We start from the raw sequence: 12682 nt of genomic DNA, 5'->3' as shown, positions 1-12682 counted from the left end.
GAAATGTCTTCAAACACGGAGGTAACCGCATGAGCGGGCAGCAGCGCCGCGGAGGCGGAGGCGGACGGGGTCGTGGAAACGACCGCGGAGCCGAGAAGTCGCAGTACATCGAAAAGGTCGTCACGATCAACCGTGTCGCCAAGGTCGTGAAGGGTGGTCGTCGCTTCAGCTTCACCGCCCTGGTGATCGTCGGCGACGGTGACGGTCAGGTCGGCATCGGCTACGGCAAGGCCAAGGAAGTCCCGACAGCGATCGCGAAGGGCGTCGAAGAGGCCAAGAAGTCCTTCTTCCGCGTTCCCCGCATCCAGGGCACGATCCCGCACCCGGTGCAGGGCGAGAAGGCGGCTGGCGTCGTCTTCCTGCGTCCCGCATCGCCCGGTACCGGCGTCATCGCCGGCGGCCCGGTGCGCGCCGTGCTCGAGGCGGCAGGCGTCCACGACGTCCTGTCCAAGTCGCTCGGTTCGTCCAACGCGATCAACATCGTCCACGCGACCGTGGCGGCCCTCCGGTTGCTCGAGTCGCCGGAGATGGTGGCGGCGCGTCGTGGCCTGACGGTCGAGCAGGTCGCTCCGGCGGCTCTGCTGCGGGCCGGCAAGGAAGGCATCGCCGAGGCCAAGGCCAAGGCTGACGCCGGAGCGGGTGCCTGATGGCCAAGATTCAGGTCACCCAGGTCAAGTCCGGCATCGGTCGCAAGCCCAACCAGCGGCAGACCCTGCGGACGCTGGGCCTCAAGCGCATCGGCGATGTCGTCGTCAAGGAAGATCGTCCCGAGATCCGCGGCATGGCCGAGTCCATCCCGCATCTCGTGGACATCAAGAATTTGTCTGAAAGCGATGGTGACTGACAATGGCGCTCAAACTGCATCACCTGCGTCCCGCCCCGGGAGCCAAGACCGCCAAGACCCGCGTGGGTCGAGGCGAGGGCTCCAAGGGCAAGACCGCCGGTCGCGGCACCAAGGGCACCCAGGCTCGATACCAGGTGCCGGTGGGCTTCGAGGGCGGACAGGTCCCGATCCACATGCGCCTGCCCAAGCTGAAGGGCTTCAAGAACCCCTTCCGCGAGGAGTACCAGGTCGTCAACCTCGATCGTCTCGAGGAGCTCTACCCCAAGGGCGGTGACATCGACATCGCGTCGCTCGTCGCCAACGGAGCAGTCCGCAAGGGCCGCCCCGTCAAGGTCCTCGGACAAGGCGACATCTCGGTCAAGGTCCAGATCACGGCGAACAAGTTCTCCGGATCGGCCAAGACCAAGATCGAAGCTGCCGGCGGCAGCGTCACCATTCTCGGTTGATGCGGTCCGGGGCAGGACGAATGTCCTGCCCCGGCCGTTTCGCTGACTGTTATAGTCACTGTTCGGGCGCAATCCCGCTTTCGTCCGTCATACCGAAACACTCATGTGCACGATGAGGATCGCGGTGCTCAGCGCCTTCGTCCATGCGTTCAGGACACCAGACCTGCGGAAGAAGATCCTCTTCGTCCTGTTCGTCATCGTGCTGTTCCGACTGGGCTCGACCATGCCGGCTCCCGGCATCGATGTCGCCAACGTCCAACAGTGCTTCGACAACGCGGCGACCGGCGACAACAGCAGCCTCTTCGCGCTCATCAACGTCTTCTCCGGTGGCGCACTGCTCCAGCTGACGGTCTTCGCGCTCGGCATCATGCCGTACATCACCGCGAGCATCATCTTGCAGCTTCTTGTCGTCGTGATCCCCCGTCTGGAGGCCCTCAAGAAGGAGGGTCAGGCCGGACAGACCAAGATCACGCAGTACACCCGCTACCTCACGCTGGGCCTCGCAATCCTGCAGGCGACCGGCATCGTGGCGCTGGCGCGTAGCGGCAACCTCTTCGGCGGCTCCTGCAACCTCGATCTGCTCTACAACCAGGACAGCATCCTGTCCTTCCTGCTGATCGTCCTGACGATGGTCGCGGGCACCGCCGTCATCATGTGGCTCGGCGAGCTCATCACCGACCGGGGCATCGGCAACGGCATGTCGATCCTGATCTTCACGCAGGTCGTCGCGACATTCCCCGGCGCGATGTGGCTCATCAGGCAGCAGCAGGGCTGGACGACGTTCGTCATCGTGGTGCTGATCGGCCTGGTGATCGTAGCGGCGGTGATCTTCATCGAACAGGCACAGCGGCGCATCCCGGTGCAGTACGCCAAGCGCATGGTCGGCCGTCTCATGTTCGGTGGCTCCTCGACCTACATCCCGCTCAAGGTCAACCAGGCCGGCATCATCCCGGTGATCTTCGCCTCGAGCCTGATGTACCTGCCGGCGCTGATGGCGCAGTTCAACTCCGGTGCCCCGTGGGCCACCTGGATCAACGACAACTTCGTCCGCGGTGACCACCCGCTCTACATGGCTACCTTCTTCACGCTGATCGTCTTCTTCACGTACTTCTACGTGTCGATCACGTTCAACCCTGAAGAGGTCGCCGACAACATGAAGAAGTACGGCGGGTTCATCCCGGGCATCCGGGCCGGCCGGCCGACGCAGGACTACTTGGGATACGTCCTGAGCCGCATCACGGCTCCCGGTGCTCTCTACCTGGGCCTGATCGCGTTGATCCCGATGGTCGCGATCGCACTGATCGGTGCCAGCCAGAACTTCCCGTTCGGTGGCACCACGATCTTGATCATCGTCGGCGTCGGTCTCGACACCGTCAAGCAGATCGAGAGCCAGCTGCAGCAGCGAAACTATGAAGGGTTCCTCAAGTAATGCGCCTGCTGATCATGGGTCCGCCGGGCGCCGGCAAGGGAACCCAGGCCGTCGCACTGGCCAAGCGCATCGGCGGCGCGCACATCTCGACCGGTGACATCTTCCGCGCCAATGTGCAGCAGCAGACCGATCTGGGCAAGAAGGCGCAGCGCTACATGGACGCCGGCGAGTATGTCCCCGACGAGGTCACCAACGCCATGGTCGAGGATCGACTGGCGCAGGAGGACGCGCTCGAGGCTTTCATCCTCGACGGCTATCCGCGCACGGTCGACCAGGTCGACACCCTCGACCGCATCCTCAAGGGACTGGGAAACCAGCTCGATGGTGTGCTGGCGCTCGTGGTTGACCCCGAGGAGCTCATCCAGCGGTTGCTCAAGCGGGCCGAGACCAGCGGCCGAGCCGATGACACCGAAGCGGTCATCCGGCATCGCCAGGAGGTCTACACCGCCGAGACGGCCCCGCTGCTCGAGGTCTATGGCGGCCGCGGGCTGGTCATCGAGGTCGACGGCATGGGTGAGGTCGACGAGATCACCCGCCGAATCGACGCCGCACTGCCGTCTTGAGGAATGACTCGTAGCGATGTTTGAACGCGGCATCGAGATCAAGACACCGGCCCAGATCGAGACGATGCGATCGGCCGGTCTGGTGGTGGCCAAGACTCTGGAGCGGTTGCGTTCGTCCGCAGCCGATGGGATCACCACGGGCGAGCTGGACGCGATCGCCCACGATCACATCCGCTCGCTGGGCGCGACCTCCAACTTCTTGGGCTACCACGGTTTCACGGGGGTCATCTGCACCTCGGTCAATGACGAGGTCGTGCACGGGATACCCGGCACCCGGGTGCTTCGTGACGGTGACATCATCTCGATCGACTGTGGTGCGATCGTCGACGGATGGCACGGTGACGCGGCCACGACCATCGCGATAGGTGACGTGCCGCCGGAGGTCTCCAAGCTGATGGACGTGACGGAGGAAGCGCTCTGGCATGGCATCGCGGCTGCTGCCCTCGGCGGACGAGTCTCTGACATCAGCCATGCGGTCGAGACGACAGTCGGAGCGGCGGGGGACTACGGGATCGTCGAGGGATACACCGGGCACGGCATCGGATCGGCGATGCACCAGCCGCCCAATGTCCCCAACTACGGTCGACCGGGGCGCGGAGCCAAGCTGGTCAAGGGTCTGGCGCTCGCCGTCGAGCCGATGGTCACGCTCGGCACGGCTGAGACACGTACGCTCGCCGATGACTGGACCGTCGTCACGTCGGACGGGTCATGGGCGGCGCACTACGAGCACACGTTCACGCTGACCGACACCGGTGCGTGGGTCCTCACCGCGATCGACGGGGGAGCGGCCCGACTCGCCGAGCTGGGTGTGCCCTACGGGGGAAGCTAGGGGATGAGGCCGACCGTCCCGGCTGACCGCCGCGTCATTGGCGGAGGTGGCCTGGTGTGTCGCGGGGCAGGAGCGCAGGCGGTAGCGATCGGTAGGTGTGTCCGGTGGGGGTCTGCCAGGTCGTGGCTTTGCCTTGGCTTGTGACTGTCCAGCCTGGGAGTGACTTGATGGTGTGGGAGCGTCTGCAGAGGCCTTGGCCGTTGCCGATCGTGCTTTGACCACCGCCGGCGTAGGGGCGGATGTGGTCGTGGTCGCGGATCTTCAGATCGCAACCGGGCTGGCGGCATCGGCGGTCCCTGGTCGTGATGTGCCTGGCTGATGCGGCGTCGAAGTGGCGGCGGCGGGACTCGCGAATCTGCAACGTCCCGTCGACCGGATCGACCAGCACCGCCGGATCGACGCTGCGGGTGCCAGACCGATCAGGTCGTCGGCGACGGCCGGGCTGACGGGTCCGAACCCGATCAGGTCGACCGGTTCGTCGCCGTGGCCGAGCATGGTGGGTGCGTCCATGACCAGCTGCACCTCCACATGGATGTCATCGGCGTGGGTCAGACCGGTGACCCGCTCGACCAGGGTCTGACACATCACGTGGCCCAAGGTACGAGGATCACCCGCGGCTCTGAGACCACGGCCGGTTGCCTCCAGCGCCTGGTGGGCGGCGAGAATCTGCTCGGCAGGTCCCCGGATCTGCAGGATCGCGACACCGTCGGTGTCGGGGAACATGCTGACCCGTTGATCGGCTCGGTTACGTTCGGCTCTGGTCCGCGCGGCGTCGGCGTCGATGCGGATCACCGCCCGAGCGGCGGCCTGGCCGGCCTTGCGGGCGGTCAGGCCCGGCAACAGGGGTCCGATCTCACCGTCGAGCACCACCACGTCATCGGCCCGCAGTGCGGTGGACTCCTTGACCACGGCCCGCAGCACGGGCTCTGGCACCACACCGGATGCGAACAGCTCACTCAGCGACGGCATCCGATCCACGGCCAACGCCGTCCCGACCTGGGTGCCCGCCGCGGCGGGGCCGATGTTGCGGGCCATCGCGACCTCGCCGATCACCGACAACGTCGGATCTCCGTCGCCGACCCGCATCAGGCTCGAACGCTCACGATGCAAAGCCGCGATCTGCGCCAGCTGCTCGGCCTGCGCCGCCGCGATGGCCCGATCCAACGCGGTGATCGCGTCAATTCTGTTGGCGCCGAACTCGTGAACCGGGTCAGAGCCGAAGTCATGCGCACGCACCTCGTTGAGGAGATCTGCGGTGTCGACGACTTCGAACATACCTCCACACTAGAGGCGACCACCGACACCGTTTCACTGCGATGAGAGCGGGAAAATGGGCCTCGGCTCACCCGCGTGTCCTCGCACACCTGCTCCCGCGGACTCACTGTCGATGAGGGCGCTGCTGGCGAACCTAACCGGTCGGCGGCGATCCATTGGCTCCAGTGCTCGTCCGTTGCGGCTCGAGGTGGAACGACATGCACTCGCTGCAGGTCTGCAGGTGGGCGTGCACACGCACCTGGTCACGCTCTGACAGTGTCCTGCGTAGGAGGGCAGGCAGCTGCGCACGGGTCTCCTGACAGGGGTTGCCGCTGGTCGGGGCATCGCGCTTGGCGCGTTGCTGGACATAGTCCAGGCGCAGCGCTGTCCGGACGCGATAGATCGATGCCGAGACCTCGTTGAGCGGAAGGTCGAGCTCCCCTGCCAGATCCTGCGGTGTCTCCCCTTCGACGTCGAGACGCCACAGGACGACGCGCCAGTGCCTCGGCAGCGACCGGTAGGCCGCGAGGACCGCTGAGCCCCCGAGGGAGTCGCCAACGAGTCGGCCGAACGGGGCGATGACGCTCCGAGCGTCGTCCTCGGCGGCGAGGGCCAGACGTCGGGTCGCCCGACGTTGCGACTCCTGACGGATCGTTGCGAGGAGGTGGGCGCGGAACGACGTGTCTGACTCTGAACCGCTTCGCATGAGCTCCAGGGTGCGCGCGAAGGCCTCGGTGACGACCTCGTTGGCCTCGTCCCGCGTGCCCAGGTAGGTGGCCAGCCGGCGGGCCACGTAGGCATGACGGCCGTACAGCGTGGCGTAGGCATCAGACCCTCCGTTGTGCAGGAGCTCGACGAGCCTCGGGTCATCGAGCTCCTGGGCGGCAGGCGTCTCGACGGCCTCACCGGCCGTGCTCTTCTCGGTCACGTTGTCCCCTGGGAGTGTGCGCACACGACCTCCGAGGAGATCGTGTGCGCCCCTCGGCGTCGTTGATCGTTGCGTTGGGGATGAGACGGCCCGGGAGCGGTTTCGTGACGCGAGTATGCGCGGGATCCATCCCGAGGGCACGCCCTAGCGGATCGTGACCTTCTTGCTGTAGGTCGCTGAGGTGACGGTAGATGTGCCACCGAACCTGAAGCGATAGGTGCGCAGACCGGTGGCCTGCCCGGTCAGGGTCAGACTCGCCCTGCCGTCGCGGACGGTGACCGTGCGGCGCTGGTCACCCGCGTATCGGACGGTCACCGTGCCGCTCGGTGCGGCGACGCCGGCCGCTGACACCCTGATCGTGAAGGTGGCCTTGCGCGTACCTGGAGCCGCCGAGGCCCTCATCGCCGAGGTGGCCTTCGCCGGCCCGACCGGGGCCGTCGTGACGGTGCGGGAGGTGTAGCCCGGAGCGGAGTAGGTCACCCGCGTCGACAGCTTGTGGCCGAGATCGCCGGTGATGACCCGACGGGTGCTCCCGGTGGCGCCCCTACGCACAGATCCGTCGCGCAACCACTGGTATCGCCTCGTGGCGTTGGCAGGGGTGTACGCCCCGGGCGAGACCGACAGGAGCGACCCGAGCCGCGGTGATCCGGTGATCCGGGGAGCCGTCGAGAAGGTGAACGTGCCCCGAGCGACCTCGATGGTGCCCGCCGACACCGCCGTGGTGGCGGCGTATCCGGGGCGTGTGCCGGTCACGTGCACCGTGACCGGCAGACCGAGGTCGGCGGCCCTGGGCACGAAGATGGGATCGTTCGCACCGCTGACCGCACTGCCGCCGACGAACCACTGGTGAGCGTATGTCAGGCCCGATCTGGACCAGGTCCCCGGCGAGGCAGAGAGCTGCGATCCGACCCGGGCCGCGCCGGTGATCGATGGCTGCGTCGTCGCGGTCAGCAGACCTGGAGCCAGAGCGTCGGTCGGTGCCGAGCTGGCGGTGCTCTCGTTGTATCCGGCTCTGGCGGCGGTCACCTGTACGGTCACGCGGCCGGCAACGTTGTCAGGGCCGGGGGTGAATGTCGACTGCGAGGCGCCGGGCACGAGCACGTCGTCGACGAACCACTGATAGGCATACGTCGACCCTCCCGGTGCCCAGGTCCCGGTGGAGGCGGTCAGTGTCTCGTCGACCCGAGCGGTCCCGGTGATCGCCGGTGCGGTCGCGGGACTCAAGGTCCCGGGCGCGACCTTCTTCGCCGGAGAGGTGGCCGTGGCCGCCGGATAGCTCGGTCGCGTGGCGGTCACCCTGACGGAGAGCGATTGTGCGAGCTGCGCGGCCGTGGGAGTGAAGGTCTTGCCGGTGGCACCGGAGATCGATGTGCCCCCGGCGAGCCACCGGTAGGAGTACGTGTTGCCCTGAGGGCTCCATTCGCCCACGGCCGCGGTCAGGCTCGTGCCGACCTTGACGGTGCCGCGGATCGCCGGCTTGGCGGTGTTGACGATCTTGCGATCGGCGAAGTGGATGAAGCCGTCCGGCCAACCTGATCCGGACTTGGTGATCTTGCGCCAGTCGAAGGCGCCGCTCCAGTTGGACTCCGAGACCCAGATCTCGGTCGAGGACACGACCTTTTCGACATACGCCACGTGGTTCCCGGTCCGGCCCCACCAGGCGACCGAGCCGACGGTCGGCGTCCCGTTGGTGATCGAGGACATCGCGGTGCCCCAGTCGCGGGCATTTCCGACGCTCGACTTGGGTCGGACGTTCGGCATCCCATTGGTCGTGACGAGCCGGTAGGCGACGTAGTTGGTGCAGTTGGTCCCGGTGTACATGCGCCAGTAGCTCGTCGACTGTTTCGTCGCATACCCAGCGTGCGAGTAGCCCTTGCTGCTGCACGATGAGTAGCCCGAGCACAGCACGGAGGAGGCCGCACTCGCGGTGCTGGCTGGCACGACGAGGGCGGCGAAAAGTAGCACAACGAGGACTATCCGAGACCGCGACACGCCGTCACCCTACGTTACTGGTGTGGCTGGTGGGAATGGATTGACTCGAATAGTGCTCCTTTGCGCCTGCCTGCCACCGAACAGAGCTAGCGGTGGAGCTCCATCGTGCAGCACTTCACGCTGCCGCCGGACTTCATGTACTCGCTGAGGTCGACCGGAACCGGGGTGTAACCGCGCAACGTGAGCGCTTCGGCGAGGCCAACCGCCGCCGACGGGAGCACGACGTGGTGGCCGTCGCTGACCGCATTGAGCCCGAGCACCAGGGCGTCGGCCTCGGAGCAGATGATCGCGTCGGGGAACAGGTCGCGCAGGGTGCGCTGGCTGTGACGGCTGAACGCCCCGGGGTAGTAGGCGATCTCGGCCGGCGCCGAGCCGTTGCCGTCGTCAAGCACCGCGATCGCGACATCGAGGTGATAGAACCGCGGATCGACCAGCTCGAGCGACACGACCGGTCGGTCGACGGCTTCGGCCGCCTCGATGTGGGCGGCGAGCGACGTCCGGAAACCCGTGCCCGCCAGGATCATGGAGCCGAGTGCCAGGAAGTCGCCTTCACCCTCGTTGGTGTGGGCAGGTGTGACGACGGCGATGCCGGACCGCTCGAGCCACGAGGAGTAGGCCGCGCCCTCGGCGGCACGCTCAGGGAATCGGAACTTCGCGCCATACGCTCGCCCGCCGACGACGAGTCCGCCGTTGGCAGCGAAGACCATGTCCGGTTGGCTGGGTGCGGGTTCGATGAGGTCGACCCGGTGGCCGAGGCTCAGATAGGTGTTGCGCAGGACTTCCCACTGCAGGCGAGCCCGCTCGGCATCGACCGGATTGGCGGTGTCCATCCACGGGTTGATCGCGTAGGTCACCTCGAAGTGCAGCGGTGCGCACATCAGGTAGTGACGCGTTCGGGACATTCGGGGGGGTGGTGCAGCGTGATGGACGACGGTACGAGTGTCGAGAACGGTCAACGTGGGGCCTCCGGAGTGAGCTGCTGCGCAATGAATCAATGCTAGAGCCCCGCCGACCGGCGCAGCGAATCGGAAACCGTCGATTGCCCCGGCGATTTCTTGCGTGGTAGGCGATCATGTGAAGGTTTCTTGCAATACTGGTGCGATGGATGATCTGGACCGCAGGCTGATCGGCTGTCTCCTCGAGGACGGCCGGGCGGGATACGCGGCCATCGGCGACCGCATCGGCCTGTCCGCGCCGGCCGTCAAGCGGCGGATGGACCGCCTGGTGGCCGACGGCGTGATCAGTGGCTTCACCGCGGTGCTCGATCCGGACCTGGTCGGTTGGAGCACCGAGGCGTATGTCGAGGTGCACTGCAAGGGCAAGATCTCCCCGGATGAGCTGCGGGCTGCCTTCAGCCGGGTGCCCGAGGTCCACGCGGCAGCGACGGTCTCCGGTGCGGCGGACGCGATCCTGCACATCGTGGCCAAGGACGTACGCGACCTGGAGCGGGCCCTCGAACGCGTACGGATCGAGACCGACAACATCGACCACACCGAGACGGCGATCGTCCTGTCCCGCCTGATCGAGCGCTACGGCCCGGGTCAGACCGAGTTCAGCCCCCCGCCTGAGCCCGGGGCCCCAGGGGCTGCTTCGGCGATCACCGCGATTTGAGTCTGCCGCCTGTGTGGGCGTAGAATCGGGAGTCGGCCTTTTCAGGTCCGCATTCCCATGTCTTGGCTTCCGCTCAGGCGGTGTGTCAGGGGTGCGCCAGAACGGTCCGATCGGCCAACCAGCCGCATCATGAAGCAGTGCGACACAAAGAAGAGGTTATGGCGAAAAAAGAAGGCGTCATCGAGATGGAAGGCGCCGTAGTCGAGGCACTTCCCAACGCGATGTTCCGTGTGGAGCTGGCCAATGGCCACAAGGTCCTCGCGCACATCAGCGGCAAGATGCGCCAGCACTACATCCGCATCCTCCCCGAGGATCGCGTTGTGGTGGAGCTCTCGCCGTACGACCTCTCCCGCGGTCGCATCGTCTACCGCTACAAGTAAACACACGCAAACACGCCTCGATCCCAAAGAGAGAATCTCGATGAAGGTCAACCCGAGCGTGAAGAAGATCTGTGACAAGTGCAAGGTGATCCGTCGCCACGGCAACGTCATGGTGATCTGCGAAAACCCGCGTCACAAGCAGCGTCAGGGCTAAGCAAGCTCCACTTCTTCACAGCAGCAGACAGCACAGCAACACGAAACATCTGATCGCTCCCGCCACATGCCAGCTCCCGAGCCGGCCCGTGGCGGGTCACCCCCGGAAGCGTAGGCCGGGGCCCGACTCAGGATCATCGAAGATCCTGGAGGCAGTCGGGACGCATCAGGTGGCCAAACCTCGCCGAACGGAAGGAAATGCCTAGATGGCACGCCTCGTAGGAGTCGACCTCCCGCGCGAAAAGCGCATCGAGATCGCACTCACATATGTATTCGGGATCGGCCGCACCCGTGCGGAACAGACCCTCGCAGCAACCGGCATCAGCCCGGACAAGCGCGTCCACGAGCTCGACGACAACGACCTCGTCGCACTGCGCGATCACATCGAAGCGAACTACCAGACCGAGGGCGACCTGCGTCGTACGGTCACCGGTGACATTCGCCGCAAGATGGAGATCGGCAGCTACCAGGGCCGACGTCACCGTGCGCACCTGCCCGTTCGTGGCCAGCGCACCAAGACCAACGCGCGCACCCGCAAGGGCCCCAAGCGCACCGTCGCCGGAAAGAAGAAGTGATAGCGCATGCCTCCTAAGACAGCTGGCAAGAAGGTTCGCCGCAAGGAGAAGAAGAACGTCGCTCAGGGCGAGGCCCACATCAAGAGCACGTTCAACAACACCCACGTCACGATCACGGATCCTTCGGGCGCCGTGATTGCCTGGGCCTCCGGCGGAACCGTCGGATTCAAGGGCTCGCGCAAGTCGACGCCGTTCGCAGCCGGTATGGCTGCCGAGTCGGCGGGTCGTCAGGCGATGGAGCACGGGATGAAGAAGGTCGACGTCTTCGTGAAGGGCCCCGGTTCGGGCCGCGAGACGGCGATCCGGTCGCTGAGCGGAGTCGGCCTCGAGGTCGGCACCATCTCCGACGTGACACCCAGCCCCCACAACGGCTGCCGTCCGCCCAAGCACCGTCGTCTCTGACACCCACACCTTCCTAGGAGTTATCACTCATGGCCCGTTACACCGGACCTCTCACCAAGAAGTCGCGCCGCCTCGGCATCGACCTCGTCGGTGGTGACGCTGCATTCGAAAAGCGTCCTTACCCTCCCGGCCAGCACGGTCGCGCGCGCGTCAAGGAGTCGGAGTACCGCAACCAGCTGCTCGAGAAGCAGAAGGCGCGTTACACCTACGGAGTGCTCGAGAAGCAGTTCCGCAAGTACTACGAGCTCGCCTCGCGTCGACCCGGCAAGACCGGCGACAACCTCCTGCAGATCCTCGAGTCGCGCCTCGACAACGTCGTCTACCGTGCCGGGTTCGCCCGCACGCGTCGTCACGCCCGCCAGCTCGTCAACCACGGACACTTCGTGGTCAACGGCGTCAAGACCGACATCCCGTCGTTCCAGGTGAGCAAGCACGACATCATCGACGTCAAGACCAAGTCGCTGGAGACCACGCCGTTCATCGTCGCGCGTGAGACCTACGACCGCGACACGGTTCCGGCCTGGCTCGACGTCTCGTCGGATCGCGGTCGCATCCTCGTCCACGGCCAGCCCGTGCGCGAGCAGATCACGGTTCCGATCAACGAACAGCTGATCGTGGAGTTCTACTCCAAGATCTGATCGGTTCGCGCTCACCACCACAGAAAAACAACCCGGACCTTCAAATAGAGGTTGGTTCGGAAAGGAAGAAACAATGCTCATCGCCCAGCGCCCCGCCCTGTCCGAAGAGGTCGTCGACGAGTTCCGTTCGCGGTTCGTCATCGAACCCCTCGAGCCCGGCTTCGGCTACACCCTCGGCAACTCGCTGCGTCGTACGCTGCTGTCGTCGATCCCGGGTGCGGCCGTCACGTCGATCAAGATCGACGGAGTCCTCCACGAGTTCTCGACCGTCCCCGGCGTGACCGAGGACGTCACCGAGATCATCCTGAACCTCAAGGACCTCGTCGTCTCCTCGGAGAACGACGAGCCGGTCGTCATGTACGTCCGCAAGGACGGTGCCGGCGTGGTCACTGCTGCTGACATCCAGCCCCCGGCGGGTGTGGAGGTCCACAACCCGGACCTGCACATCGCGACGCTCAACGCCAAGGGCAAGATCGAGATCGAGCTCGTCGTCGAGCGTGGCCGCGGCTACGTCTCGGCCGTGCAGAACAAGTCCGGCGACGAAGAGATCGGCCGTATGCCGGTCGACTCGATCTACTCGCCTGTCCTCAAGGTGACGTACAAGGTCGAGGCCACCCGCGTCGAGCAGCGCACCGACT

General features: G+C 65.8%; 17 protein-coding genes. 13 read left to right on the top strand and 4 right to left on the bottom strand.

Annotation, left to right across the window (positions count from 1 at the left end):
* Window positions 1–29: 29 nt before the first annotated feature.
* The 6 genes from rpsE to map all read left to right on the top strand — a co-directional run bounded on the left by rpsE (window position 30) and on the right by map (window position 4111).
* Window positions 30–647 carry a 30S ribosomal protein S5 gene (gene rpsE / locus WKF39_RS06690; RefSeq protein WP_340386605.1) on the top strand — a complete coding sequence of 206 codons (618 nt, stop codon included), beginning with the start codon at window positions 30–32 and terminating at the stop codon, window positions 645–647.
* Window positions 647–844 carry a 50S ribosomal protein L30 gene (gene rpmD / locus WKF39_RS06685; RefSeq protein ID WP_340386603.1) on the top strand — a complete coding sequence of 66 codons (198 nt, stop codon included), beginning with the start codon at window positions 647–649 and terminating at the stop codon, window positions 842–844. The genes rpsE and rpmD overlap by 1 nt, the downstream gene beginning before the upstream one ends.
* Before the next feature lie 2 nt (window positions 845–846).
* Window positions 847–1290, top strand: a complete 444-nt coding sequence (rplO, locus tag WKF39_RS06680) for a 50S ribosomal protein L15 (RefSeq protein WP_340386601.1) — start codon at window positions 847–849, stop codon at window positions 1288–1290.
* A 124-nt stretch (window positions 1291–1414) separates the two neighbouring features.
* Window positions 1415–2719: a preprotein translocase subunit SecY gene (gene secY, locus WKF39_RS06675; protein WP_340386964.1), complete on the top strand. Its 1305-nt coding sequence runs from the start codon at window positions 1415–1417 to the stop codon at window positions 2717–2719.
* The gene (locus WKF39_RS06670) at window positions 2719–3282 is read left to right on the top strand and encodes an adenylate kinase (protein WP_340386599.1); all 564 of its coding nucleotides are present in this window, start codon (window positions 2719–2721) and stop codon (window positions 3280–3282) included. Before secY ends, WKF39_RS06670 begins: the two co-directional genes overlap by 1 nt.
* A gap of 16 nt (window positions 3283–3298) precedes the next feature.
* Window positions 3299–4111 carry a type I methionyl aminopeptidase gene (gene map / locus WKF39_RS06665; RefSeq protein ID WP_340386597.1) on the top strand — a complete coding sequence of 271 codons (813 nt, stop codon included), beginning with the start codon at window positions 3299–3301 and terminating at the stop codon, window positions 4109–4111.
* A gap of 261 nt (window positions 4112–4372) precedes the next feature.
* On the opposite strand, the gene WKF39_RS06660 is transcribed toward map, so the two are convergent.
* From WKF39_RS06660 to ddaH, 4 genes are all read right to left on the bottom strand, one after another.
* Window positions 4373–5386 (bottom strand): HNH endonuclease, encoded by a 1014-nt coding sequence (locus WKF39_RS06660; protein ID WP_340386595.1) that lies wholly within the window; start codon window positions 5384–5386, stop codon window positions 4373–4375.
* Between the two features lie 133 nt (window positions 5387–5519).
* Window positions 5520–6293, bottom strand: a complete 774-nt coding sequence (locus tag WKF39_RS06655; RefSeq protein ID WP_340386593.1) for a zf-HC2 domain-containing protein — start codon at window positions 6291–6293, stop codon at window positions 5520–5522.
* A 144-nt stretch (window positions 6294–6437) separates the two neighbouring features.
* The gene (locus WKF39_RS06650; protein WP_340386591.1) at window positions 6438–8285 is read right to left on the bottom strand and encodes a CHAP domain-containing protein; all 1848 of its coding nucleotides are present in this window, start codon (window positions 8283–8285) and stop codon (window positions 6438–6440) included.
* An 86-nt stretch (window positions 8286–8371) separates the two neighbouring features.
* The gene (gene ddaH, locus WKF39_RS06645; RefSeq protein ID WP_340386589.1) at window positions 8372–9241 is read right to left on the bottom strand and encodes a dimethylargininase; all 870 of its coding nucleotides are present in this window, start codon (window positions 9239–9241) and stop codon (window positions 8372–8374) included.
* 145 nt (window positions 9242–9386) lie between these two features.
* Here ddaH and WKF39_RS06640 point away from each other — a divergent pair, with 145 nt between their 5' ends.
* From WKF39_RS06640 to rpoA, 7 genes are all read left to right on the top strand, one after another.
* Entirely contained in the window at window positions 9387–9896 is a 510-nt protein-coding gene (locus WKF39_RS06640; RefSeq protein WP_340386587.1) for an Lrp/AsnC family transcriptional regulator, read from the top strand.
* A gap of 158 nt (window positions 9897–10054) precedes the next feature.
* Window positions 10055–10276 (top strand): translation initiation factor IF-1, encoded by a 222-nt coding sequence (gene infA / locus WKF39_RS06635; protein WP_007078610.1) that lies wholly within the window; start codon window positions 10055–10057, stop codon window positions 10274–10276.
* Window positions 10277–10316: 40 nt separating this feature from the next.
* Complete coding sequence (rpmJ, locus tag WKF39_RS06630; RefSeq protein ID WP_007540807.1) at window positions 10317–10430, top strand: 50S ribosomal protein L36; 114 nt, start codon at window positions 10317–10319, stop codon at window positions 10428–10430.
* 205 nt (window positions 10431–10635) lie between these two features.
* The gene (gene rpsM, locus WKF39_RS06625; protein WP_340386555.1) at window positions 10636–11004 is read left to right on the top strand and encodes a 30S ribosomal protein S13; all 369 of its coding nucleotides are present in this window, start codon (window positions 10636–10638) and stop codon (window positions 11002–11004) included.
* Between the two features lie 6 nt (window positions 11005–11010).
* Window positions 11011–11406, top strand: a complete 396-nt coding sequence (gene rpsK / locus WKF39_RS06620; protein WP_056209373.1) for a 30S ribosomal protein S11 — start codon at window positions 11011–11013, stop codon at window positions 11404–11406.
* A gap of 29 nt (window positions 11407–11435) precedes the next feature.
* A complete protein-coding gene (rpsD, locus tag WKF39_RS06615) occupies window positions 11436–12044 on the top strand; it encodes a 30S ribosomal protein S4 (RefSeq protein WP_340386552.1) in 609 nt (202 codons plus the stop codon).
* Window positions 12045–12117: 73 nt separating this feature from the next.
* A partial coding sequence (gene rpoA / locus WKF39_RS06610; RefSeq protein WP_340386550.1) for a DNA-directed RNA polymerase subunit alpha occupies window positions 12118–12682 on the top strand: 565 nt, incomplete at its 3' end.

This window comes from Aeromicrobium sp. (assembly GCF_037719875.1).
GTDB lineage: Bacteria > Actinomycetota > Actinomycetes > Propionibacteriales > Nocardioidaceae > Aeromicrobium.
The sequence above is the reverse complement of the archived record's forward strand: the minus strand, read 5'-3'. Positions and strand labels throughout refer to the sequence as shown.

Excerpts from the sequence above, each read along its gene's own strand:
- rpsE (WP_340386605.1), top strand. The coding sequence starts at position 30 with ATGAGCGGGCAGCAGCGCCGCGGAGGCGGAGGCGGACGGGGTCGTGGA.
- rpmD (WP_340386603.1), top strand. The coding sequence starts at position 647 with ATGGCCAAGATTCAGGTCACCCAGGTCAAGTCCGGCATCGGTCGCAAG.
- rplO (WP_340386601.1), top strand. The coding sequence starts at position 847 with ATGGCGCTCAAACTGCATCACCTGCGTCCCGCCCCGGGAGCCAAGACC.
- WKF39_RS06670 (WP_340386599.1), top strand. The coding sequence starts at position 2,719 with ATGCGCCTGCTGATCATGGGTCCGCCGGGCGCCGGCAAGGGAACCCAG.
- map (WP_340386597.1), top strand. The coding sequence starts at position 3,299 with ATGTTTGAACGCGGCATCGAGATCAAGACACCGGCCCAGATCGAGACG.
- WKF39_RS06660 (WP_340386595.1), bottom strand. The coding sequence starts at position 5,386 with ATGTTCGAAGTCGTCGACACCGCAGATCTCCTCAACGAGGTGCGTGCG.
- WKF39_RS06640 (WP_340386587.1), top strand. The coding sequence starts at position 9,387 with ATGGATGATCTGGACCGCAGGCTGATCGGCTGTCTCCTCGAGGACGGC.
- infA (WP_007078610.1), top strand. The coding sequence starts at position 10,055 with ATGGCGAAAAAAGAAGGCGTCATCGAGATGGAAGGCGCCGTAGTCGAG.
- rpmJ (WP_007540807.1), top strand. The coding sequence starts at position 10,317 with ATGAAGGTCAACCCGAGCGTGAAGAAGATCTGTGACAAGTGCAAGGTG.
- rpsM (WP_340386555.1), top strand. The coding sequence starts at position 10,636 with ATGGCACGCCTCGTAGGAGTCGACCTCCCGCGCGAAAAGCGCATCGAG.
- rpsK (WP_056209373.1), top strand. The coding sequence starts at position 11,011 with ATGCCTCCTAAGACAGCTGGCAAGAAGGTTCGCCGCAAGGAGAAGAAG.
- rpsD (WP_340386552.1), top strand. The coding sequence starts at position 11,436 with ATGGCCCGTTACACCGGACCTCTCACCAAGAAGTCGCGCCGCCTCGGC.